Raw genomic sequence first — 21,138 nt, forward strand, 5'->3', positions numbered from 1 at the left:
TTTATGTATAAATTAGTTTTAGTAAGACACGGAGAGAGTGAATGGAATAAAGAAAATCTTTTTACTGGTTGGACAGATGTTAAACTTTCTGACAAGGGTATCGATGAGGCTTTAGAGGCGGGTTTGCTTCTCAAACAAGAAGGCTATTCTTTTGATATTGCTTTTAGTTCTTTGTTGTCAAGGGCTAATGACACTTTAAATATTATTTTGCGAGAATTAGGACAATCTTATATTAGTGTAAAAAAAACCTGGAGATTAAATGAAAGGCACTATGGAGCTTTGCAAGGTTTAAATAAGTCAGAAACAGCTGCAAAATATGGGGAAGATAAGGTTTTGATTTGGAGACGTAGTTATGATGTGCCCCCAATGTCTTTGGATGAGTCTGATGTTCGTCATCCCATAAAAGATCCAAGATATAAACATATCCCCAAAAGGGAACTTCCTTCAACAGAGTGCCTTAAAGATACTGTTGCAAGAGTTATTCCTTATTGGACTGATGAGATTGCAAAAGAAGTTCTTGAAGGTAAAAAAGTTATTGTTGCTGCTCACGGTAATTCTTTAAGAGCGCTTGTTAAATATCTTGACAATTTAAGTGAAGAAGATGTTTTAAAGCTTAACATTCCCACCGGCATTCCTTTAGTTTACGAATTAGATAAAGATTTAAACCCCATTAAACATTACTATCTAGGTGATGAGAGCAAAATTAAAAAGGCAATGGAATCTGTTGCTAGTCAAGGAAAGTTAAAGTAACGATTTATTTGTATTAAAGTGTTAATAAGTCATATAATTATGACTTATTTTTTTATTAATTTTAAGGCTTAAACGTATTTACTTGTAATCTTTTCAAAGCGATCAATACCAATTATTTTGATAAATCCAGCTAATTTGGGCCCTTTTTCTTTGTCAATTAAAATTTTGTAAATTTGTTTAAAAAACAAAGCAGGTTCTATATTATTTTCTCTTGAAATTTTATATATTTCGTTTTGAATGTCTTGTTCTGTGGCAACTTCAAAATTTTTCTTTAAAAAATCCAAAAGTTCATTAATTGCTTTTTTGCCATTTTCTTCTAGTATTTCCATATTATCAAATTTAGATCTTAATGAAAATTTGAAATCTTCTGGTGCAAAATCTCTTATCCAATTAATTGCGCAATTTATTTTATTTATTAGTTTGTCTTTTTGATCTTCTTGAACGTTTTTCAAGTAATTTAAAATTTTATTTATATTATTTTCAAATATTTGACATATTACACTTAAATGCCTGAATCCAATCTGATAAGGGATTCTTTTGCTTGGCATGTATGGTTGAGATAGTTCGTAAATTCTTTTAAATGCTCTTTTTTTTTCTTCTTTTACATCTTCTACTCCATAGTAGATTCTCTCAAATTTGTCGTAATCTTCGTATATTTTAATTACGTCAAGATCAAATGAGATTGAAAATTCAGTATTTGGTTTAGTAGCAGCAAATAAAAATCTTGTGACCTCGGGTGTATAGACTTCAAGAACATCTTTGAGCGATATGACATCTCCTGATGAGGAGGATATTTTTCCACCACGTCCTTTTATTGAAATAAAGTCATATTGAAATGTTACAGGAGGACTACCTTGAAAAATTTTTACAATATTTTTAGATGTATCAAAACTGCCGCCACTGCTATGGTGGTCTTTTCCTGCAGGCTCAAAGTCAACTTTTTCATATTTCCATCTCATAGGCCAATCTATTCTCCAGGGAAGTTTAATGGCCCATGTGGTTCTTATGTCTAGAGATTCTTGATTTCCACATTCACATGAATACTCAACAGAGTAATGATTGTCATAATTATTTACAGTTGTTGTGTCTCTATTGCATTTTGTACAAAATATACTGATTGGATACCAATTTTCTTCAAGCTTTGAGGTTCTGTATTCATTTAATGCTTCAGATAGTTCTTTTTTATGATCAAGTGCAAATTTTATTTGGTTTGCATAAGCGTTGCTGGTATATTGTTTACTTTGGTCGATGAATTCAGGATTGATCCCCACTATAGGCAGATATTTTTCAAATTCAATTTCATTAGCCTTTGCATAACTTGTTTTGTAGCTTCTTGTGTCAGGGACTCTTGTTATTGCTTGTCTTAAATAAGTTGTAAGAAGTTCTTGTTCTGGCATATTTTTGGGAACTTTTCGAAATACGTCGTAATTATCCCAAGAATAAATAAATCTTACTTTTGATCCAGAGTCTCTTAGTGCTCTTGCTACAAGGTCTACCGAAATAACTTCTCTAAAATTGCCAATGTGCACAGTTCCAGATGGAGTAATTCCCGATGCTACTGTGTATAAGTTTTTTGGACCTTTTTCTTTTTTTATTTTTTCTGCGTAAAAATCTGCCCAGTGTGCTGTTTTCACATTTTATTCCTAATTTAAATTTAGGTAAATTTTAGCATTTTGTTTTTCAAGTTTCAAGGATTTAAAAAAATGTAGTTAAATGTTTGTTAATTTATAAGTCTTTTTATTAGCTTATCTTCTTTGTTCCAATTTTTTTTAAGTTTTACCTGTAAGAATAGGTTGCATTTTGTTTCAAAAATTTTTGCAATTGTTTTTCTTGCTCTTTCTCCTATTGATTTTATTTCTTTTCCGTTTTTTCCTACAATTATTCCTTTTTGACTTTCATTTGCTACAAAAATATTTGCTCTGATAAAAAGACTTCCTTTTTTATTTTCTAAGTTATCAATATCCACATACAAAGAATAGGGAAGTTCTTCTTTTAGGTTTTCAATAGCCTTTTCCCTTATTATTTCACTAATTCTAAAATTTATTTCTTGATCGGTGTAGTATTCTTGTGGATAATAAAGTGGGCCTTCTGAAAAATTTTCATAAATTTTATTTTTTAGTTCTTCTGTGTTAATTTTTTTTTCAGCAGATATTTTAATTATATTGTTATCTTCTATTCCTTTTTCTTTTAGAAATTGCGTTATTTCTTTTATTTTTGTATTTTTAAGGTCAATTTTATTAAGTATTACTAAAAATTTAATTTTAGAGTTTTTAATTATTTCTAACATTTTATTTTCTTCTTCTCCAGGTTTGTCTTGAATGTCTATTATGTATAGGATGAGTTCAACTTCTCCTATTGAAGAGTGGATATTTTTCATCATTGCAATATTAAACTTTTTTTTACTCAGATGAAATCCTGGTGTGTCTATAAAAATAATTTGTCCTCTGTCGTCCGTAAAGATTCCTTTTATTTTATTTCTAGTTGTTTGCGGAATAGGGGATATTATTGATATTTTATGTCCGCATATTGAATTTAAAAGGGTAGATTTTCCAGTTGATGGTCTACCAAGTATTGCTGCAAATCCCGATTTCATGTTTTAGTATTCCTTAAATATGTAATATTCATATATTTTTTATTATAATTAATTATATAGTATTTTAAATACTTATTTTTAAGTAAAATTTGAGGAATTTTCGTTTGGCAAAGGTAAATTTTGAAGTTTTTTGCGAGCAATGTGGCGAAAAAGTTGGACTTAATCGATCTGTTTGTCCTAATTGTACTGCTAAGCTTGGTGATATCGAATGTCCAAATTGTAGGCATGTAGGTCCAGTTTCTGCTTTTGGAGAAGGTTGTCCTAATTGTCACTACAGTCCTTTTCAAGAACTTAAAGAAAAACCCTTTAAAAGAAAAGAAAGAGCAAGAATGGTAAGTGATAGAGCAGCTTCTAGGACCTTTGTAAGGCTTTCCCATTTTGGGATTAATGTTGATATTTTGCTTTATTTATTTTCAAGTTTTTTATTTGTTATACTTTTTCTTTATATTGTTTATGGCTAAAGGCTTTGTATGGGTATTACAGTTTTTTATTTATTTTCTATTTTTACATCTTTTGTTATGGGTTCTAGCATGGATTCTGTTAAAGAGAATGTTCTAAAGAGCACTATTTTTTATTATGATGTTGAAGAAGTTGAATTTCCTTATGCTAGGAAGCAGACTTTACAATTTATTGCTAAAACCCATTTAAAATATGCTGTTTTTAATTTTGACAAAAATAAAATGTTTTCGTACACTTTTGTTTTTGATAAAAAATTAATATCTCAGTATGCAATTTTTATTGAGGTAAAGAAAAAGTTTGGCGAGGCTACACTGGTAACGCCTTTGAATTATTTATGGGATCTTGGTGATTTTATTATTGTTTTAAATAAAAATATTTTAAGAATGACTTTAAAATCTTATATTTCAAATTATAATAAATGATTTTTAATAAGGCTGATAATTGAAAAAAATTTTAAAACGGTTTTTATTTTTAGTTTTGTCGATGTCTTTTTTATCTTTTGCTGATCATTTTTACGATAAAGAAATTATGATAAATGGGGTTAAGTTTTTTGTAAAAATAGCATCTAATGAGCTTGATAGGGCAAAAGGTTACATGGGTACTCAAAAAGTTGAATATGGCAATGGGATGCTTTTTGTTTTTAAAAAAGATCAAAATTTATCTTTTTGGATGGAAAATACACCTTTTCTGCTTGAAATAGCTTATATTGATTCAAATGGAATTATTAAAGAAATTTATGATTTAGAGCCGTACTCTAGAGCAAATGTTAATTCTCTTTATAAGGTAAGGTATGCTCTTGAGCTTCCAAGGGGCTCATTTTCTAAATTTCAAATAAAAATAGGTGACAAAGTTCATTTTTGCTTTGATGTTAATTCTTTATTAGTAGAATGATTTTGAAATTATTGGGCTTTGATTTCTTGAAGTTCTTCTTCTATTTGATCTTCTTTAAGTTCATTATTAGATTCTTTTGTTGAATTTGTTTTTTCTTGCTTTAGGGTAGGCTGCTCATTTAATTCATTTGTATTGTTATTTTCTTCATTATTATCAATGTTTTCGTTGTTAGTTGTTATTATTTTTTTGAAAATACTTATTGTTGAGGTGATCTCGTCAATTGCATCAAGTAAAAATGTATCATTTGCAAATTCTTCTGCCTTTACAATATATACCAAAGAGTTGATTCCTCTTTCTGCATTATGAATAATCTCCCACGATCCAAATACTCTGTTATTATAACTATCGCTCATAAGCGAGTCAGATATTTCTTTTATTTTTGGTGTGTTTATATCAAATACTTTGACAATTCCAAATATTTCTCTTATCTTTGAATTTTTATATGAGTTTAGTTTTGATCTGATGATCACTTCTTCTTTTTCGTTATTGTTTATATCTTTAAATGCTATAAAGTCATTTTCTGAGTCTATTTTATATTCAATTTTGTTTTTATCTAAAAATTTTTTAATTCTCTTGTCGTACTGTATATTCTTATGATTGCAAGAAATGAGTGCAAAAATGATAATGATCATGCCGTAGAATAATGTATTAATATTCATTATTCTTGCAATTAACATTGTATTATGTAACATATGATTATTATAATTTAATTATAAGGATTTTAAAAGTAATTTATGCGTCTTCCAGGTAGTGGCTATTCATATACTGTTATTCAATCTAAAAATAATTATTCACAAAAATCTTCTTTTGGAATTTCTTTTGTAATATTAAGCAGAGGAACAAAAATTTTTAGAGAAGATTTGTTTGAATTTTTATCAAATTTTGACTTTATAAGAGAAATAATTTCAATTGAAAAACAGAGCAATAGAAGTTCTTTGCAATTTATCTCAGAAAGTTATGGTAAGTTAAAATTTATTTTACTTTCTGACGATTTGAATTCTGGGGAAAAGGTTAATTTAGCAATGAAAGAATCCAGCTGTGATTTTGTTTTTGTTTTGCAAAGTGATATGTACTTGTTAAATCCCTTTTGGATTCCAAATATATTCGATGAAATAGTAAAAAAAAATGTTCTTCTTGTTGGGGGGGAGTTTTTTGATAAAGAAGAAGAAATGATTCCTTCAATTTTTCTTCCCAGTATAGATAAAAAGCAAAAGTTTAAGGTAATTTTAGTAAATTCTGAGAAAGACTATGAAAAAACTTTGATTACCATGGATTATTGCGGACTTTATTCTAAAGAGAAATTTTTACAGCTTGGAGGTTTTGACGGAAGGATTCAAAATGAATATTTTCAAAGAATAGATTTTGGACTAAGAGCTATTTATTTTGGGGAACATGTTTATATTTATAGAAAGCTGAGAATCCAGTATACTGCATTAAATTCGCCAGAAAATTTAACCAAAAGCAAAAGTTTTTTGATTTTTTTGCTTAAGAATTATGTCCCAATTTTTGTTGGAAATGGTGTTGTTTTTTCTTTTTTAAGGTTTTGCAAGATTTGTTTAAAATACAAAATTAATCCTTTTCTCTTCCAAAAAGAGTTTAAGGAGATAAAAGGTGAGATTACTAAAAATAGCTTAAGATTCAAAGGAGACTTAAAGAGTGCCATTGAGCTTTGGGAAAATGATATTATTGATTGATTTGATTTTGTTTTCATATTTAAGCTTGTATTCTAAGACCCCCGATTATTTAAATGTTCTTGATTTTTTTGATACTAATGTTTTTAAGTTTGATTTTAACATTGAAAATGATGTTTTTACAATTGAAAATGATAAGGGATATTTGAAGTTTAGGGTAGGCTTTGAATATGCGCTTACATCTTCTGGTTATTATATGTTTGTAGACTCAATTATTGACATTCGTGGAGAAATTTTAATAAGTCAAAAGGTATTAAAACAAATTGAAAATTATTTTAGTTCTCTTAAAGACTATAATAAACCCAGAATTACTTCAATAATCATTGATCCTGGACATGGTGGGCATGATACTGGTGCTGTTGTAACTTTAAAGATAAATGGTTATGACGTTGTGCTTCAGGAAAAAGATTTTGCATTAACCTATTCTATATATTTGTCTAAAATTTTAAGTAATTATTTTGTAAATAAAAATATTTTGTTAACTCGTATAAATGACGTTTATTTAACTTTAAAAGAACGGTCGGAATTTGCAAATGCAATAAAGCCAAATTTTCCAAATAGTGTTGTATTTTTATCCATACATGCTAATGATGCTCCAAACAGTGAAGCTAGAGGAGTTGAGTTTTGGTATCTTCCTAAGGATTCAAAAAGAGAAGTTATTAAAGATTTTAAGGGATATGATATTAAAGGTAATAGATACTTAAGCGAGCTTAATGATATACTAGATATTAAATATAAATATGAATCAAAAAGATTGGCTGAAATTTTGTATAAAGTGTTTAAAAATGAGTTAAGCGAAACTAATATTAGGCCAATCAGAAAAGAGCAATGGTTTGTAATAAAAAACAGCAGTATGCCTGCTGTGTTGATTGAAATGGGGTTTTTATCCAATATTTTAGATGCTAAATTAATTTTGGATTATAATTACATGAGCAAATTTAATATTCTAATACTTAAAGCTTTAATGGAATTTATAAATTTTTATGAAAAATAGTATTTCGGATGTATTTTTTAAATATAATGTAGTGATTTATAAATTTTTAAACTCAAAAAAAGAGCATATGATTAGAGTGCTTTTGGGGTCTTTGGCAGTAAGCTTTTTGTTTTCTATTTGTATGGTTTTTTTAAATTATGATAATCTTTTTTCAAAAAGGGTTTTTTATTTTCATTCTAGCAAGGGATTTGTTGCTAATTTAAGATATTTAAGAGATGAAAAAACTTTGAAAGATAATTTGGATCTTTTAGTAAAAGATTTTCTTTTAGGAAGCAATGAAGGGTTTTCTTTTGGGTTTTTATTAAGTGATGCAAGATTCTTATATTCTTTTTTAAAGAATGGAGTTTATTATATAAATCTTTCAAGAGAATTTTATGATTCTTTTAATAATGGTGATTATAATGAATCTTATGAATCTTTTGATGTTAAGGTTAAATTTTTTGCTATGTCTTTAATAAAAACAATGCGCTTTAACTATCCTGGCAAGATGAAAAAGCTTGTTATTCTTGTTGAAGGGTGTATCTTAAAGGAGCAAAGTTGATAAATTAAATTTTACTAATAAAAATAATTAAAAAACGAAAATTTTATAAAAGATTTATATATAAGGAGTTGGTTTACATGAAAAGGAAAGCTAAAAGTATTTTATTTTTTTTATTATCCACTGTTCTTTTTGCTCAAGAGACTGGTGGATTAACAGAGGGTTCTAAAAGGGCAGAGCCTGGAGAATTAGTTTTAGATTTTGCCGAGCTTGCAAGAGATCCAAGTTCAACTAGACTTGATCTTACAAATTATGTTGATTATGTATATTCGGGCGCTTCTGGTATTGTTAAGCCGGAAGATATGGTTGTAGATCTTGGGATAAATAATTGGAGCGTTTTACTTACTCCTTCTGCAAGGTTGCAAGCCTACGTTAAAAATTCAGTTGTTGCGCCTGCTGTTGTTAAGAGTGAATCAAAAAGGTACGCAGGTGATACTATTTTGGGGGTAAGAGTTTTATTTCCAAGCTATTCTCAATCATCTGCTATGATTATGCCACCATTTAAAATTCCTTTTTATTCAGGGGAAAGTGGTAATCAATTTTTAGGCAAAGGTCTTATTGATAACATTAAAACCATGAAAGAAATTAAAGTATCTGTTTATAGTTTAGGATATGAGATAGATCTTGAGGTTTTATTTGAAGATATGAATGGCATGGAATATGCTTATTCTATGGGTACTTTAAAGTTTAAAGGGTGGGCTGATTTAATTTGGTCAAATCCTAACTACATTCCTAATATATCATCTAGAATAATTAAAGACGATGTTCCAAATTATCCTCTTGCTTCAAGTAAAATGAGATTTAAGGCTTTTAGAGTTTCAAAGTCACACAGTTCAAAAGAGCAAAATTTCATCTTTTATGTTAAAGATTTAAGAGTTCTTTATGATAAGTTGAGTGTTTCAATAGATTCTGATATTGACAGTGAGTCTGTATTTAAAGTTTATGAGACTAGCGGAACTGAATCCCTTCGTAAATTAAAGGCACACGAAACTTTTAAAAGAGTTTTAAAGCTTAGAGAAAAAATTTCTATGCCTGAAGGCTCTTTCCAAAACTTTGTAGAAAAGATTGAGAGTGAAAAACCTGAAGAATCATCTCCGAAAAATTAGGTTTAAATTAATATGTAAAGCTACCTAAAAGGTTGGCTTTACATATAAAAATAATAGGAAATAGTATGGAAATATTAGATTTGGAAAATGAAGAGCTTTTAGGAGTTTTTTTTGAAGAAGCTCAAAATCTTGTAGATATCCTTGAAGAGAATATTATGTCATTAGAGGATGATCCTAATAATTCTGATACTATTGATGAAATATTCAGGGCAGCTCATACTTTAAAAGGAAGTTCTGCTTCTCTTGATATGATGGAGCTATCCGATTTTACCCATATTGTCGAAGATGTTTTTGATGCTATTAGAGATGGTAAGGTAAATATAAATAATGATCTTGTTGATCTGCTTTTAAGTTCATTAGATGTTATTAAGGAAATGCTTGCGCTTCGTATTGATGGCAAGGTTTATTTAAATGACATAAGTGATCTTAAAAGCAAATTAAAGCAATTTTTAGTAATTGATGATCAGACTTTTATTAAGAGATTTGATGGGAATTCAATTAAAAACAATTTTTGTCTTTCAAAATCAGATCTTGAGGAGATAAGAGAAGGGTTAGGAATTGGACAAAAGGTTTTAAGGATCAGTGTTGTTTTTAATTCAAATAGCAATTCTGAAGTTAAAAATGGTGGGCTAAAAATATTTAATATTTTAAAAAAATTAGGATCTGTACTTCATACAATTCCTAAATATGAGCAAATCATAGAAGATAAATTTTTAAAAAGAGTTGATTATTATCTGATATATTCAGATATAGAGGGCGTGAAAAAAAGTTTAGATTCTTTAAATTTGATTGAAAGCTATTTGGTTGATGAATTTAACGTAAAAGAAGAATTAAAAAAGCTTGCGGATGAAGAGATTAAAGATATTAATTTAGATTCCAGTTTTGTTTTAAATGATAATTTTGATTTTACAGAGGATGAGATTTCTGATTTATTGCTTGAGGTTGAAAATCAAAAGTTATTTAAAGTTAGATTGGATTTTGTAAAAGACAATCCTATGGCTACTATTAGTGGGCTTCAAATGCTTCAAGCATTAAAAAGTCTTGGTAAAATTTTCAAGTCTATCCCAGATTCTAGCGAATTATTGGCAGATAAGTTTTTTGATTTTGTAATATATTACTTAATATCAAATACCAGCGAAGAAAGTATTGCTAAAAAGATTAATTTACCAGATGTTGTTAGTCATTTTGAAATCAAAAATGTTAATTTAGAATCTTTAAAGAGCGTAAGGCTAAAAGAAGACGATGAAGCACCTATTAAGGAAAATAAAAATATTAAGAAAAATAGTCCAATTAGTGTTAATTTAATTAGAATAGATAGCAAAAAAATAGATTACATATTAAATCTTGTCAGTGAGGCTGTAATAAGTAAATCATCTTATAATCAAATAAATTCAGAAATGATTACATTATTTTATAATTTTAATTATTTTTATGATTATCAAGAAAGTTTTCAGAGAAACTTTTTAATTGATTTAAAGATAGTTTTCAAAGATGCAGGTTTAACATTAGAAGATGAGATCGAATCACATATTAATTCTTTAATGAGTTTTAAAATGGAAAAGGCCCTTAATGATATATCTGAATTGAGGAATTCTTTTTTCAGGCTTCTTCAAAATTTTAAAATGACCTCTGGGCGACTGTCAAGAATAATTACAGATTTGCATGAGAGTGTTTTAAAAACCAGAATGTTACCAATATCTAATATATTTTCAAGGTTTACAAGAGTTGTAAGAGATCTTTCAAAGAAATTAAATAAGATTGTAAATCTTAAAATGGAAGGAGAAGAAACTGAGCTTGATAAGTCTGTTATAGATGACCTTGTAGATCCTTTGATGCATTGTGTTAGAAATTCAATGGATCATGGCCTTGAAACAGCTGAAGAGAGAGTTAAAAAGGGAAAGAGCAAGGTAGGTACGATAATTTTGCGTGCTAAGAATGAGGGTAATGTAATATCAATTGAGATTGAAGATGATGGGATTGGTATAGATCCAAAGGTCATTAGGCGCAAATTAATTGAAAAGGGAACAATAAAAGATGATGCAATTTACTCTGATTTTGAACTTATTAACTTAATTTTTGCTCCTGGGTTTTCAACAGCAGTTCAAGTGACAGACCTTTCAGGTAGAGGAGTTGGACTTGACGTTGTGAAAAAAAGCATTGAAAAGCTTAATGGAACTATTTTGGTGGAATCAGAAATTGGTCTTGGAACAATTTTTAAAATTAAACTACCATTGACGTTAGTGATTATACAAGGTCTTTTAGTAAAGTCGGGGTCTGAGACTTATGTTATTCCTTTAAATAATGTACTTGAAACTCATAGAATAACTGAGCATGATATAAAATTGCTTGAAAATTATCATGAAGTTTATAATTTAAGAGATGAAGTCATTTCTGTTCTCAGGCTTGATAAACTTTTTAACATAACAAGAGATGATTCATTGATAGAAAAATTTTTAATAGTTGTTAATACTAGCAACATGAAGACAGCAATTGTTGTAGATTCCATTCTTGGTGAGGAAGATTTTGTAGTAAAGCCTATTAAGGATAAATTTTCATCAAGCGCGGGTATAGTTGGGGCTACTACGCTTGGCAATGGTAAGGTTGTATTGATAATTGATGTTTTTAAACTTTTTGATTTACAAAAGGATACTAAGGAGTGATCTCTTGTGCAGATAAAAGAAATTTATTTTGGACCCAAAATTTTAGATGATAAAAATTCTAATTCTAAATTGACCAATTTTGATTTTAAAGTTGTTTCTTTTGAGCTTGGGTCGGATCATTATTTAGTAGACATTATGCAGGTTAAAGAAATTAGAAAATCTAGTAATTTTACTTATGTTCCAAATGCCAAAAAGTATGTTGCTGGGCTTGATAATTTACGGGGTGAAATAATTCCTATTATAGATCTTAGAATAATGTTTAATTTAGAATTTAATAAAAAAGATATTGAAGATATTATGGTTTTAAAAAACGAAGATCTTCTTATAGGGGTAATTGTTGATAAAATTAATAATGTTTTTTCAATAGATTCTAGCCTTATTCAAGATCCACACCCAGTTTTATCTCAGGATTCTTTAATAAACTATATAAAGGGCGTTGTAGATTATAACGAAAAGCTTTATATACTTCTTAATGTTTTTAAAATTTTTAATTATAGTGAAGAAGAAAAGTTATTAAAACCTGGTCAAAATTTTGTTGAAAAAAGCGACTTTGCAAGCGATTGTTATAATTTAGATATACTAGAAAATTCTAAGAATGATTTTTCCAATAAGGTTTCTTCAAAAAATGATGGTAACAATGAAAATTCAACTCTAAACAATACTGCAACTTTTAATTTGGAAAATATTAAAAAAAATCTTTTGAAATACTCGTTTAATCCTTCTTTGGTAAATGATGTGTTTTTGGAAAAAGTTGGAGTAAAATTTAATATGGTTGATATTGATTACTTGCCTTACGATAGTTTTTTAAATGAATTTTATTCAAAATCATCGGGAAGTTTGTGGGGAACTGATTGTTTGGAAGAATTTAAAAATGAAATTGTTGAGAGTCGCTTAAATTTTATGAATAACTTAAATTCTATTTTCAATGTATTGGAAATTGGTTGTGGTAGTGGAAAGGAGACTATGGCTTTAGCCAATGCTTTGTCTGAATATTATATAAAACCTTTTAAGTTGACTGCTATTGATAATGATTTATCAAAAGTTGTTGAAACTTCTAGGTTGGTGTTTTCAGAGTTAGAAATTGGCATTAGTGAAATTTATCGTAGGAATTCTTTTGAACAAAGTCCCGGAGTTTATAAATTTAAGTCAGAAATTCTAAGTAATGTTTTATTTGAATATTCCGATGCTCTTTTTTCAGATTTGCCTGATAATTTGGGAATGGTTTTTTTAAAAGATGTTTTATGTTTCTTGGATAGTAAAGATCAGATTTTAATTTTAAGTATCATTGCTTCCAAGGTTATTAAAGGGGCTCTTTTGGTTTTGGGAGATAACGAAGAGCTTAAAAATAATGATGTTTTTATAAAAGAGAAATCCACAAAATATTTTAACTTGTACAGGAAAGTCTAAAGGAGAAATTAATGAGAATAGATTATATAGAGCCATTTTTGGATGCTGCTTCTTCGGTTTTAAGAGATATGTTGTTTGTTGAGAATATAGAAATGGGTAAGCCCGGGCTTAAGTCGATAAATCAAAAGATAAAAGGTGTTTCTGTAATAGTAGGACTTGCTGGGTCTGTTGAGGGTAGTATAATTATTGATATGGATATAGAAACAGCCCTTTTTGTTGCTTCTAAATTAAATTTTGAAGAGTATGATGATTTTGACGATGAAGAAACAAAAGAGATGGTTGCTGCAACTCTAACTGAGGTTGGCAATATTATTGCTGGAAATTTTGTTACTACTTTGCATGCTAAGGGTTTTGTATTTGATATAACCCCTCCAGCTTTTATTTATGGAGAAAATATGAAAATAAGTAATAAAGGCTCTGAGGCTTTAATTGTTCCTTTTTCTTTGCCTGATGGTAAAATTATAGAAGTTAATATTGCAATAAGAGAGAGGGTTTGATATGAAAAAAATTCTTTTTATTAGAAGAGAGAGGTTAATATGATTCAAAAGACTACAATTGCTGCAGATTCTTCATCTAAGCCTAGAGGAATCAATTATGATACAGGCATTCCTTTTAATGTTTTAATTGTTGATGACTCTGTTTTTACTGTAAAGCAGCTTACTCAAATTTTTACATCAGAGGGCTTTAATATTATTGATACGGCAGCTGATGGAGAAGAGGCTGTGATAAAATACAAGAATCATTATCCTAATATTGATATTGTCACTCTTGATATCACTATGCCCAAAATGGATGGAATAACTTGTCTTTCTAATATTATGGAATTTGATAAAAATGCTAAAGTGATAATGATATCTGCTTTAGGCAAAGAACAATTAGTTAAGGATTGCTTAATAAAAGGAGCAAAAACATTTATTGTTAAACCATTAGATAGGGCAAAGGTCCTTCAAAGAGTAATGTCTGTATTTGTTAAATAAATTATTTATAAAAAAAAGTTCAAGCTTTAATTTTATTATTTTCATTCCCTTGGGAAAAAAATCATTTCATTACTTATTTTATCTAAATTCTTAAAAAAATAAGTAATGTTAAGGTTAAATATTTTTAGAGGTTCTGCATTATTTTCTATGTAAAGTTCTAATTTGTAAAATCCTTTTTTTGTATATATTAGTGAATAGCTTTTAAAAATTCCATTTATATTTTTGATTTTAAATATTTTATATTTTAAAAATTTTTTATCAATGAGTTCGCTTTGAATTAGATATTTATTTACTTCTTTGTAGTTTGAATTTAACAAGTTGTAGTTAGTTTTATTGAGCATTATGCTTTTTACAAAATGTTCTGTTAGTTTATAAATATTTTTTTCTATTTCGCTTGTTGGAAAATTGGTATAGTATTCTTTTTCTAAAATTAAATTGTAAGACAAATATTTTTTTATTTCTTCATCTGCTCTTTTTTCAATTGAAATGTCCAAAAGTCTGGCATTAAGTGGAAAATCTAACAATGCAAGTAGCATTATAATTATTTGAATTTTCATTTTATTTCCTGGTTTTTATTAATTATTTTTTTTACTTTTTCAATTTCTAAAGGTATTTTGCTTTTTCGTTTTGAGTTTAGTTTTTCTTTTAGCAAAAGATTGTTAAATGATTTTGCAAGTTCATATACTTTTTCTTCGCTTAAAGTGAAAGGAATTTGAATTTTTCGATATTCTAATGGGTCTTGTAAAATTTTTGTCATTAAAATAATAGGATTTAAAAAGCTTGCTTTAAAAAATTTATAAAAATTCATTAAAAAAATAGTAAATGATGCAAACAATGTAAATAGAAAAATTCCAAGAATAGAATCGCTTTTTCTTTGCAAATATTTATCTATATAAAATTTTGTTTTCTCCATTTCTATTACTCTGTATTCACTGGGGCTGTAGTAAACAAATATTTCGTCTGATTTTGAGTATATTATGTCATCTTTTTCCTTGATTATTAAGATGAAGGGATATTTTTCTTTAATGTAAGCTTTTTCATTTATTATTGATATATTTCTAATAATATTAAATTCTTGTTTTTCTGGTATTGAATTTACAATTTTTGAGCTTGATATTATTATAAAAAATGTAAATGGTATTAATAAGCTCATTGAAAATGTCCTAGCAAATGCTATTAGTATTAGGTTCTTTTCTTTTGAATTGTAATATATTTCTATTATTAGGTCATTAAACCTAAGAAGTCTTAAAAATCTTAACTTGAAAAGTGATAGCATTATTGGATTTAATATTGTTTCATGGGCGACAATTATGTTTTTAAGCTGATATGAGCTATAAAACGCTAAAGGAATAAGGCAGTGAATTATATCGAAGAATAGATTGTTTCTGACGTAGATTTCTAATCTTTGGGAAAAGTAGGCCTTGGTTATTTTGTATAAAAAAATGAAAATAAAAATTGTGTCAAATAGAAACCCAAGAAATATTAATGCAAATCGTATTTTGTATGGTAAAAAAAGAATTATTGAGAGTTCTTCGATTAAAAGTTCAAATATTGAAAAGATTATTATTGCTTTTAAGAAAATTGAAAATTTTTTTACCATTTATTTCCCTTAGCTATTTCTGATAATTCTTTAATTATTCTTGAATCATATTCTCTAGAGCCCGACTGTTTTATTGAAAACCAACTTTCATCATACCCAATAAAACCTTTAACTGGATTGTTTTTGTATTTTGGAGTTCTTGCTCTGGCTGAAAAAATGGCAATTAATGTTGAAATTGGAGACATTGTTTGTAAGGTCTCATATTTGAAAAAGCTTTCAATTATAAGCTTGGCTGTCTTTTCGTCTAGAAAATCGGTATCATTGCTTATTGCTTTTGAAGTGGATTCAATGTTTTTAGTAGTAAGTTCTATTCCTTTTTCAAAGCAGTATTTAATTACCAATACTTTTAAGAGAAGTAGTATCTTTATATAATTTTTTATGATGTCTGATGAATAAAGTGCTTTATTTTCCTTTTGTATTAAATATATTGTATAAGAGTTTTTTCCCTCAAATAGTTTGTTTATATAAAAAGTAATGTATCCATTGCTTATAGTATTAAAATTATAAAAGAATTCTTTTCTTAAAGATGAGTTGACTTTGACAAAGTTAAATATCAAATTTAAGTCGTTTTTTGTCAATTCTTTACTAAAAAGAGGCTTTACAATGTTAAAATCAATAGCTTCAATGCCAGATAAAACAAATGGCGTAATCATTATATCTGTTTTATCCTTGACGTATTGAATTAGGTCTTTTAGTTCTGATTCAAAATCATTTTTGATGAATGTAGCAATTGTTTTTTTGTTTTCTTTTAAATAGTTAAGCATTTCAATTTCTTTTTCTATAGCAGATAAACTTTTTATGCTTTCATGATTGAATAGATAATGATATAAATAAGGAAAATATGGTTTTACATTCATTTTATTAGGTCCAATAGTTCAAGTGGGTTGTGTATTATATGTTTTGCTCCACTTTCTTTTAATTCTTGAACACTTCTAAATCCCCAAGAAACTCCTATTGGTATAAATCCAGCGTTTAGTGCGGTTAGCATGTCCACATCGCTGTCTCCAATATATGCGATTTCTTCTTTTCGGACATTTAATTCTAATATCATATCAAGGGCATTTTCAGGATCTGGCTTTGGTGGAAAATTTTTTGAATAACCCCTGATTTCAAAAAAAAATATATTTCCAAAAATATTTTTTACCAAATTTATTAATTCTTCGTGGTTCTTATTGCTTAAAATTCCAATTGGAATTTTAAGTTTATTCATAGTTTCTAGAAGGGTTTTTATGTTTTCGTATGGTTGTGTTTGGGATGAAAGATTTTTATTGTATTCTTTTACAAATTCTTTGTAAAGTTTGTCTTGTAAATTAGGATTGCTATGTTCAAGAGATAATAGCTTTAGAGTGTCTATTACAAACTTGTCAAATCCTCTGCCAACAAGGGCATTGAATTTGCTTAGTTCTATTTGATTGTATCCTAAGTTTGAAAGAGCAGAATTCATTGAGAATGCAATATCTATGATGCTATTTACCAGGGTTCCATCCATATCAAAAATGCAGGCTTTGATTTTCATAGTACTCTCTTTTATAATAGTTTATTTATTCTTTTATTTTAACATTAATTTGCTCTCTTTATTAAGGTTTTTATATTTTAAGCATTTTTTATTTATTAGTAATTAATTTTTATAGATAATTAATTTTGTTTATTAAAATTTAAAATGCTATTGAAAATATAAGCTTTAAGCTTTATTATATTTCATTAGAATAGAATATTGTAAGTCATTTGTTTGATATTTATTAGGATTAAAACTTGATGAAAGAAAATGTACTGGTATTAGAAAATATTACAAAAAAGTATGGTGATTTTATTGCCAATGATAATGTTTCTATTAAATTTAAGGCGGGCGAAGTTCATGCTATTCTTGGAGAAAATGGTGCTGGAAAGACTACCTTAATGAAAACTATTTATGGGATTCATCAAGTAAATAGCGGTCGAATTATTTTAAAAGGTCAAGAAATGAACTTTAAGGATTCAAGCGAAGCTATTCGAAATGGGATTGGAATGGTTTTCCAACACTTTATGTTAATTCCGCAATTTACTGCTGTTCAAAACATTATTTTGGGATATGAAAATTCAAAATTTGGTTTTCTTGATTACAAACAAGCTAGAAAAAAGATAAGTTCTCTTTCGGAAAAGTATGGTTTAAAGATAGATTTAGAAAAAAGGGTTGAAGACTTGAGTGTTGGCATGGAGCAAAAAATAGAGATATTGAAAGTTCTTTATCGAAATGCAGATATTATTATTTTTGATGAACCTACAGCAGTGCTTGCTCCAAGTGAAGTTGATGATTTTATGAATATTTTAAAGGTACTCACCCAAGAGGGTCATACTGTAATACTTATTACCCATAAAATAAAAGAAATTAGATCTATTGCAAAGAAATGTACAATTATGCGTCTTGGGAAGGTTGTAAAAACTGTTAATATTGCTAGTATTGATGACAAAGATCTTACAAAATTAATGATAGGAAAAGAAGTTACACTTCGCTCATCTAAAATTAAATTTGAAAATCATTTTAATATTCTTGAAATAAAGAATTTAAGTGTTAAAGATGAAAGAGGAGTTTTAAAAGTTAAAGACGTTAATCTTGATCTGAAAAATGGAGAAATTCTTGGGATATCAGGTATTGAGGGGAGCGGCCAGGAGGATTTAGTTGATGCAATTTTGGGTTTGAAAAGCATATTTAAGGGTGATATTTTGAAAAAAAATTCTTCGGGGAATTTGGAATCTTTAAAAGGTTTAACTATTAAACAAAGAATAGATAAAAAAATTGGCAATATTCCTTCGGACAGGCAAAAACACGGCCTTATTTTAGAATTCAATGTTATGCAAAATATTGGACTTAAGAGCTTTGATAATCCTGATTATTTGAGATTAAAAACAATTCATTCGAAGAGTAATTTTTATTTAAAATTCAATTTTTTCAATTTTATTAAAAGACAATTCAATAAGTTTAAAAGACAATTTGTGGGGTTTGATCTTAATATTTTAAGAAAATTGAGCAATCAACTTGTAAGTTATTTTGATATTAGACCAAGAGATATTTTAAGCAAGGTAAAGCATTTATCCGGAGGTAATCAACAAAAAGTTATTATTGCTCGTGAGATTAGTTTAGAGCCAGATATTCTTTTGGCTATTCAGCCTACAAGAGGCCTTGATGTTGGAGCTGTTGAGAATATTTATAAAAGAATAATAGAGCAAAGAGATGCGGGTAGATCTGTTTTATTGGTTTCTCTTGAACTTGATGAGCTTGTTAATGTTTGTGACAGGATAGCTGTAATGCATGGCGGAAGGATAGTGGGCATTTTAGAGGACAATTTTGATATTGATGTTATTGGTAAAATGATGATAGGCTTAAGCTAAATGGCAATTAGTAAAAACGTATTTAGTAAATTTATTTTGAAATTTTTAAATTCTTCAGCATTTGTTAGTGTATTTGCTCTATTTGTTGGATTTTTAATTGTTGGGCTAGTGGTGATGGGGCTTGGTCATTCTCCTTTTAGAATGTATTTTATAATATTAGAAATTATTTTTTCTTCTCCCAAGCATTTAGGTTATGTTTTAAGTTATGCAGCTCCTTTGATTTTTACAGGTCTTTCTATTGGTATTTCTTTAAAAGCGGGTCTTTTTAATATTGGGGTTGAAGGTCAGTTTATACTAGGATCTATTGTTGCTTTAATAGCATCAGTTTTACTTGATTTGCCCCCAATTTTACATGTAATTACTATTTTTATTATTACTTTTTTAGCCTCAGGCAGTTTAGGAATTTTAATCGGATATTTAAAAGCCAAATTCAATATTAGCGAAGTGATTTCAGGAATAATGTTTAATTGGATATTATTTCATTTAAATAATATAATTTTAGATTTTAGTTTTATTAAAAGAGATAATAGTGATTTTTCAAAACCCATTAAAGAAAGCGCATATATTGATTTTTTAGGTTCTTGGAAGCTCTCACCAGAAGGTCTTGCTTATAGATCTTCTCATCCTTTTGTTAATGAGCTTTTAAAAGCGCCTCTTCATTTTGGAATAATTTTAGGTATAATTTTTGCTATTTTAATATGGTTTTTGCTTAATAAAACTATTATTGGATTTAAAATAAATGCCACAGGAAGTAATATTGAAGCTTCAAGATGTATGGGTATTAATGTTAAAGCTGTGTTAATTTTTTCAATGTTTCTCTCAGCAGCTGTTGCAGGTCTTGCTGGTGCTATTCAACTTATGGGTGTTAATAAAGCTATATTTAAGCTTTCTTATATGGAAGGAATTGGTTTTAATGGGATAGCCGCTTCTCTTATGGGAAACAATTCACCAATTGGCATAATATTTTCTAGCATTCTTTTTTCTATATTACTTTATGGAAGCAGTAGAGTTCAAAGTTTAATGGGTCTTCCATCTTCAATTGTATCTTTGATGATGGGAATAATTGTTCTTGTAATTTCTGCTAGCTATTTTTTAAATAAAATTGTTTTAAAAGGTGTTAAGCGTGTCAAATATAATAATATTCTTGATTAGTGAAACTCTAATAAATTCTCAAACCTTAATTTTAGCTGGTCTTGGAGGTCTTATAAGCGAGAAAAGTGGAATTATTAATATTGGACTTGAAGGAATAATGACAATAGGAGCATTTTCAGGAGCTACAGTTGCATATTTTACAAATGATCCATTGTTTTCAATTTTTGCTGGTGGGCTAGCAGGACTTGTTCTTGCTATTTTGCACGCTGTTTTTACAATTTTTTTAAAATCAGATCAAGTTATAACTGGAATGGCACTTAATTTTTTAGGACCTGCTATTGCTGTTTTTATAAGCACTTTGATTTTTTCTTCTATTTCAACTCCGCCTATAGAAATAAAGTTACCGATACTTTTTGATGGAATTTTAAACAAAACATCTTTTATTTTTCAAATTTTTGGTAAAAGATATTCTGTATACATTGCAATCCTAAGTGTGGTTTTATTTCATATTGTTTTCAAATACACTAAAATTGGGCTTAGAATTAATGCAAGTGGTGAAAATCCAGAGGTATTAGAGTCTGTTGGAGTTAGTGTAAATAAAATTAGATTTTTTTGCGTTCTTTTGAGTGGTTTTTTAGCAGGGGTTTCAGGTGCTGTTCTTACAACGGTGGTTGCATCAAGTTATGTGCAAGGGGTTACAGGTGGACAAGGTTTTATTGCTATTGTAATGTTAATTTTTGGAAAATGGACGCCTTTGGGAGTTTTAATAGGCAGTTTTTTGTTTTCATTTGTGAAAACTTTGGCAATTGTTTTGGCTCAATTGCCCTTTTTTTCTTTAATAATGCCTCCCAAAATGCTGGTGATTACTCCATATTTAATTATTATTCTAAGTCTTATATTTTTTTCAAAAAGAAATTGTGCGCCTAAGTTCTTAGGAATACCCTATAAAAAGCATTAGCAGTTAATAATAGTTTATAATTTGTTTTTCATGTTGTGAAAATTCTTTTAATTTTT

Annotated in this window: 22 protein-coding genes; 15 read left to right on the forward strand and 7 right to left on the reverse strand. The window is 28.1% G+C overall.

Annotated elements, in window-relative coordinates:
• Nucleotides 1–3: 3 nt before the first annotated feature.
• Nucleotides 4–750, forward strand: a complete 747-nt coding sequence (gene gpmA / locus BSV1_RS00520; protein WP_008882272.1) for a 2,3-diphosphoglycerate-dependent phosphoglycerate mutase — start codon at nucleotides 4–6, stop codon at nucleotides 748–750.
• A gap of 68 nt (nucleotides 751–818) precedes the next feature.
• On the opposite strand, the gene lysS is transcribed toward gpmA, so the two are convergent.
• Nucleotides 819–2,384: a lysine--tRNA ligase gene (lysS, locus tag BSV1_RS00525; RefSeq protein ID WP_008882302.1), complete on the reverse strand. Its 1,566-nt coding sequence runs from the start codon at nucleotides 2,382–2,384 to the stop codon at nucleotides 819–821.
• Nucleotides 2,385–2,470: 86 nt separating this feature from the next.
• Nucleotides 2,471–3,343, reverse strand: a complete 873-nt coding sequence (era, locus tag BSV1_RS00530; RefSeq protein WP_008882232.1) for a GTPase Era — start codon at nucleotides 3,341–3,343, stop codon at nucleotides 2,471–2,473.
• A gap of 104 nt (nucleotides 3,344–3,447) precedes the next feature.
• Here era and BSV1_RS00535 point away from each other — a divergent pair, with 104 nt between their 5' ends.
• The 3 genes from BSV1_RS00535 to BSV1_RS00545 are packed head-to-tail and all read left to right on the forward strand — an operon-like array spanning nucleotide 3,448 to nucleotide 4,693.
• Nucleotides 3,448–3,804 carry a hypothetical protein gene (locus BSV1_RS00535; protein WP_008882201.1) on the forward strand — a complete coding sequence of 119 codons (357 nt, stop codon included), beginning with the start codon at nucleotides 3,448–3,450 and terminating at the stop codon, nucleotides 3,802–3,804.
• Between the two features lie 9 nt (nucleotides 3,805–3,813).
• Entirely contained in the window at nucleotides 3,814–4,224 is a 411-nt protein-coding gene (locus BSV1_RS00540; protein ID WP_008882277.1) for a hypothetical protein, read from the forward strand.
• A 19-nt stretch (nucleotides 4,225–4,243) separates the two neighbouring features.
• Nucleotides 4,244–4,693: a DUF192 domain-containing protein gene (locus BSV1_RS00545; protein ID WP_008882233.1), complete on the forward strand. Its 450-nt coding sequence runs from the start codon at nucleotides 4,244–4,246 to the stop codon at nucleotides 4,691–4,693.
• 8 nt (nucleotides 4,694–4,701) lie between these two features.
• Here BSV1_RS00545 and BSV1_RS00550 read toward each other — a convergent pair whose 3' ends face one another.
• Nucleotides 4,702–5,370, reverse strand: a complete 669-nt coding sequence (locus BSV1_RS00550; RefSeq protein ID WP_008882250.1) for a hypothetical protein — start codon at nucleotides 5,368–5,370, stop codon at nucleotides 4,702–4,704.
• Nucleotides 5,371–5,427: 57 nt separating this feature from the next.
• Here BSV1_RS00550 and BSV1_RS00555 point away from each other — a divergent pair, with 57 nt between their 5' ends.
• From BSV1_RS00555 to BSV1_RS00590, 8 genes are all read left to right on the forward strand, one after another.
• A complete protein-coding gene (locus tag BSV1_RS00555) occupies nucleotides 5,428–6,387 on the forward strand; it encodes a glycosyltransferase family protein (RefSeq protein ID WP_008882190.1) in 960 nt (319 codons plus the stop codon).
• Nucleotides 6,380–7,378, forward strand: coding sequence for an N-acetylmuramoyl-L-alanine amidase (locus BSV1_RS00560; protein WP_008882247.1), 999 nt, complete (start codon nucleotides 6,380–6,382; stop codon nucleotides 7,376–7,378). Before BSV1_RS00555 ends, BSV1_RS00560 begins: the two co-directional genes overlap by 8 nt.
• The gene (locus tag BSV1_RS00565; RefSeq protein ID WP_008882191.1) at nucleotides 7,368–7,919 is read left to right on the forward strand and encodes a hypothetical protein; all 552 of its coding nucleotides are present in this window, start codon (nucleotides 7,368–7,370) and stop codon (nucleotides 7,917–7,919) included. The genes BSV1_RS00560 and BSV1_RS00565 overlap by 11 nt, the downstream gene beginning before the upstream one ends.
• A gap of 77 nt (nucleotides 7,920–7,996) precedes the next feature.
• The gene (gene flaA / locus BSV1_RS00570) at nucleotides 7,997–9,022 is read left to right on the forward strand and encodes a flagellar filament outer layer protein FlaA (protein ID WP_008882275.1); all 1,026 of its coding nucleotides are present in this window, start codon (nucleotides 7,997–7,999) and stop codon (nucleotides 9,020–9,022) included.
• Between the two features lie 65 nt (nucleotides 9,023–9,087).
• Nucleotides 9,088–11,682, forward strand: coding sequence for a chemotaxis protein CheA (locus BSV1_RS00575; RefSeq protein ID WP_008882231.1), 2,595 nt, complete (start codon nucleotides 9,088–9,090; stop codon nucleotides 11,680–11,682).
• Nucleotides 11,683–11,688: 6 nt separating this feature from the next.
• A complete protein-coding gene (locus BSV1_RS00580) occupies nucleotides 11,689–13,089 on the forward strand; it encodes a CheR family methyltransferase (RefSeq protein WP_008882290.1) in 1,401 nt (466 codons plus the stop codon).
• 11 nt (nucleotides 13,090–13,100) lie between these two features.
• The gene (locus BSV1_RS00585; RefSeq protein WP_008882171.1) at nucleotides 13,101–13,586 is read left to right on the forward strand and encodes a chemotaxis protein CheX; all 486 of its coding nucleotides are present in this window, start codon (nucleotides 13,101–13,103) and stop codon (nucleotides 13,584–13,586) included.
• A 39-nt stretch (nucleotides 13,587–13,625) separates the two neighbouring features.
• The gene (locus BSV1_RS00590) at nucleotides 13,626–14,066 is read left to right on the forward strand and encodes a response regulator (RefSeq protein WP_008882238.1); all 441 of its coding nucleotides are present in this window, start codon (nucleotides 13,626–13,628) and stop codon (nucleotides 14,064–14,066) included.
• Between the two features lie 41 nt (nucleotides 14,067–14,107).
• Here the strand turns inward: BSV1_RS00590 and BSV1_RS00595 are convergent, their stop codons facing one another.
• From BSV1_RS00595 to BSV1_RS00610, 4 genes are read right to left on the reverse strand one after another with little or no spacing between them, the layout of a single operon-like run.
• Nucleotides 14,108–14,623, reverse strand: a complete 516-nt coding sequence (locus tag BSV1_RS00595) for a hypothetical protein (protein WP_008882284.1) — start codon at nucleotides 14,621–14,623, stop codon at nucleotides 14,108–14,110.
• Nucleotides 14,620–15,666: a hypothetical protein gene (locus BSV1_RS00600; RefSeq protein WP_008882257.1), complete on the reverse strand. Its 1,047-nt coding sequence runs from the start codon at nucleotides 15,664–15,666 to the stop codon at nucleotides 14,620–14,622. Before BSV1_RS00600 ends, BSV1_RS00595 begins: the two co-directional genes overlap by 4 nt.
• On the reverse strand, nucleotides 15,660–16,523 hold the full coding sequence (locus BSV1_RS00605; protein WP_008882222.1) for a hypothetical protein: 864 nt from the start codon (nucleotides 16,521–16,523) through the stop codon (nucleotides 15,660–15,662). The genes BSV1_RS00600 and BSV1_RS00605 overlap by 7 nt, the downstream gene beginning before the upstream one ends.
• Nucleotides 16,520–17,182 (reverse strand): HAD family hydrolase, encoded by a 663-nt coding sequence (locus BSV1_RS00610; RefSeq protein ID WP_008882300.1) that lies wholly within the window; start codon nucleotides 17,180–17,182, stop codon nucleotides 16,520–16,522. Before BSV1_RS00610 ends, BSV1_RS00605 begins: the two co-directional genes overlap by 4 nt.
• 239 nt (nucleotides 17,183–17,421) lie before the next feature.
• Between BSV1_RS00610 and BSV1_RS00615 the strand changes: the two genes are divergently transcribed.
• From BSV1_RS00615 to BSV1_RS00625, 3 genes are read left to right on the forward strand one after another with little or no spacing between them, the layout of a single operon-like run.
• Nucleotides 17,422–19,032 (forward strand): ABC transporter ATP-binding protein, encoded by a 1,611-nt coding sequence (locus BSV1_RS00615; protein WP_008882289.1) that lies wholly within the window; start codon nucleotides 17,422–17,424, stop codon nucleotides 19,030–19,032.
• Nucleotides 19,033–20,184 (forward strand): ABC transporter permease, encoded by a 1,152-nt coding sequence (locus BSV1_RS00620; protein WP_008882229.1) that lies wholly within the window; start codon nucleotides 19,033–19,035, stop codon nucleotides 20,182–20,184.
• On the forward strand, nucleotides 20,156–21,082 hold the full coding sequence (locus BSV1_RS00625; RefSeq protein WP_008882259.1) for an ABC transporter permease: 927 nt from the start codon (nucleotides 20,156–20,158) through the stop codon (nucleotides 21,080–21,082). Before BSV1_RS00620 ends, BSV1_RS00625 begins: the two co-directional genes overlap by 29 nt.
• The last annotated feature ends 56 nt before the right edge of the window (nucleotides 21,083–21,138 follow it).

Origin of the sequence: [Borrelia] finlandensis (genome assembly GCF_000181875.2) — a bacterium.
GTDB lineage: Bacteria > Spirochaetota > Spirochaetia > Borreliales > Borreliaceae > Borreliella > Borreliella finlandensis.

Bases quoted from the DNA above. Each gene is read 5' to 3' on its own strand.
- gpmA (WP_008882272.1), top strand. From the start codon at position 4: ATGTATAAATTAGTTTTAGTAAGACACGGAGAGAGTGAATGGAATAAA.
- era (WP_008882232.1), bottom strand. From the start codon at position 3,343: ATGAAATCGGGATTTGCAGCAATACTTGGTAGACCATCAACTGGAAAA.
- BSV1_RS00540 (WP_008882277.1), top strand. From the start codon at position 3,814: ATGGGTATTACAGTTTTTTATTTATTTTCTATTTTTACATCTTTTGTT.
- BSV1_RS00550 (WP_008882250.1), bottom strand. From the start codon at position 5,370: ATGTTAATTGCAAGAATAATGAATATTAATACATTATTCTACGGCATG.
- BSV1_RS00555 (WP_008882190.1), top strand. From the start codon at position 5,428: ATGCGTCTTCCAGGTAGTGGCTATTCATATACTGTTATTCAATCTAAA.
- BSV1_RS00565 (WP_008882191.1), top strand. From the start codon at position 7,368: ATGAAAAATAGTATTTCGGATGTATTTTTTAAATATAATGTAGTGATT.
- flaA (WP_008882275.1), top strand. From the start codon at position 7,997: ATGAAAAGGAAAGCTAAAAGTATTTTATTTTTTTTATTATCCACTGTT.
- BSV1_RS00575 (WP_008882231.1), top strand. From the start codon at position 9,088: ATGGAAATATTAGATTTGGAAAATGAAGAGCTTTTAGGAGTTTTTTTT.
- BSV1_RS00585 (WP_008882171.1), top strand. From the start codon at position 13,101: ATGAGAATAGATTATATAGAGCCATTTTTGGATGCTGCTTCTTCGGTT.
- BSV1_RS00590 (WP_008882238.1), top strand. From the start codon at position 13,626: ATGATTCAAAAGACTACAATTGCTGCAGATTCTTCATCTAAGCCTAGA.
- BSV1_RS00595 (WP_008882284.1), bottom strand. From the start codon at position 14,623: ATGAAAATTCAAATAATTATAATGCTACTTGCATTGTTAGATTTTCCA.
- BSV1_RS00600 (WP_008882257.1), bottom strand. From the start codon at position 15,666: ATGGTAAAAAAATTTTCAATTTTCTTAAAAGCAATAATAATCTTTTCA.
- BSV1_RS00605 (WP_008882222.1), bottom strand. From the start codon at position 16,523: ATGAATGTAAAACCATATTTTCCTTATTTATATCATTATCTATTCAAT.
- BSV1_RS00610 (WP_008882300.1), bottom strand. From the start codon at position 17,182: ATGAAAATCAAAGCCTGCATTTTTGATATGGATGGAACCCTGGTAAAT.
- BSV1_RS00615 (WP_008882289.1), top strand. From the start codon at position 17,422: ATGAAAGAAAATGTACTGGTATTAGAAAATATTACAAAAAAGTATGGT.
- BSV1_RS00620 (WP_008882229.1), top strand. From the start codon at position 19,033: ATGGCAATTAGTAAAAACGTATTTAGTAAATTTATTTTGAAATTTTTA.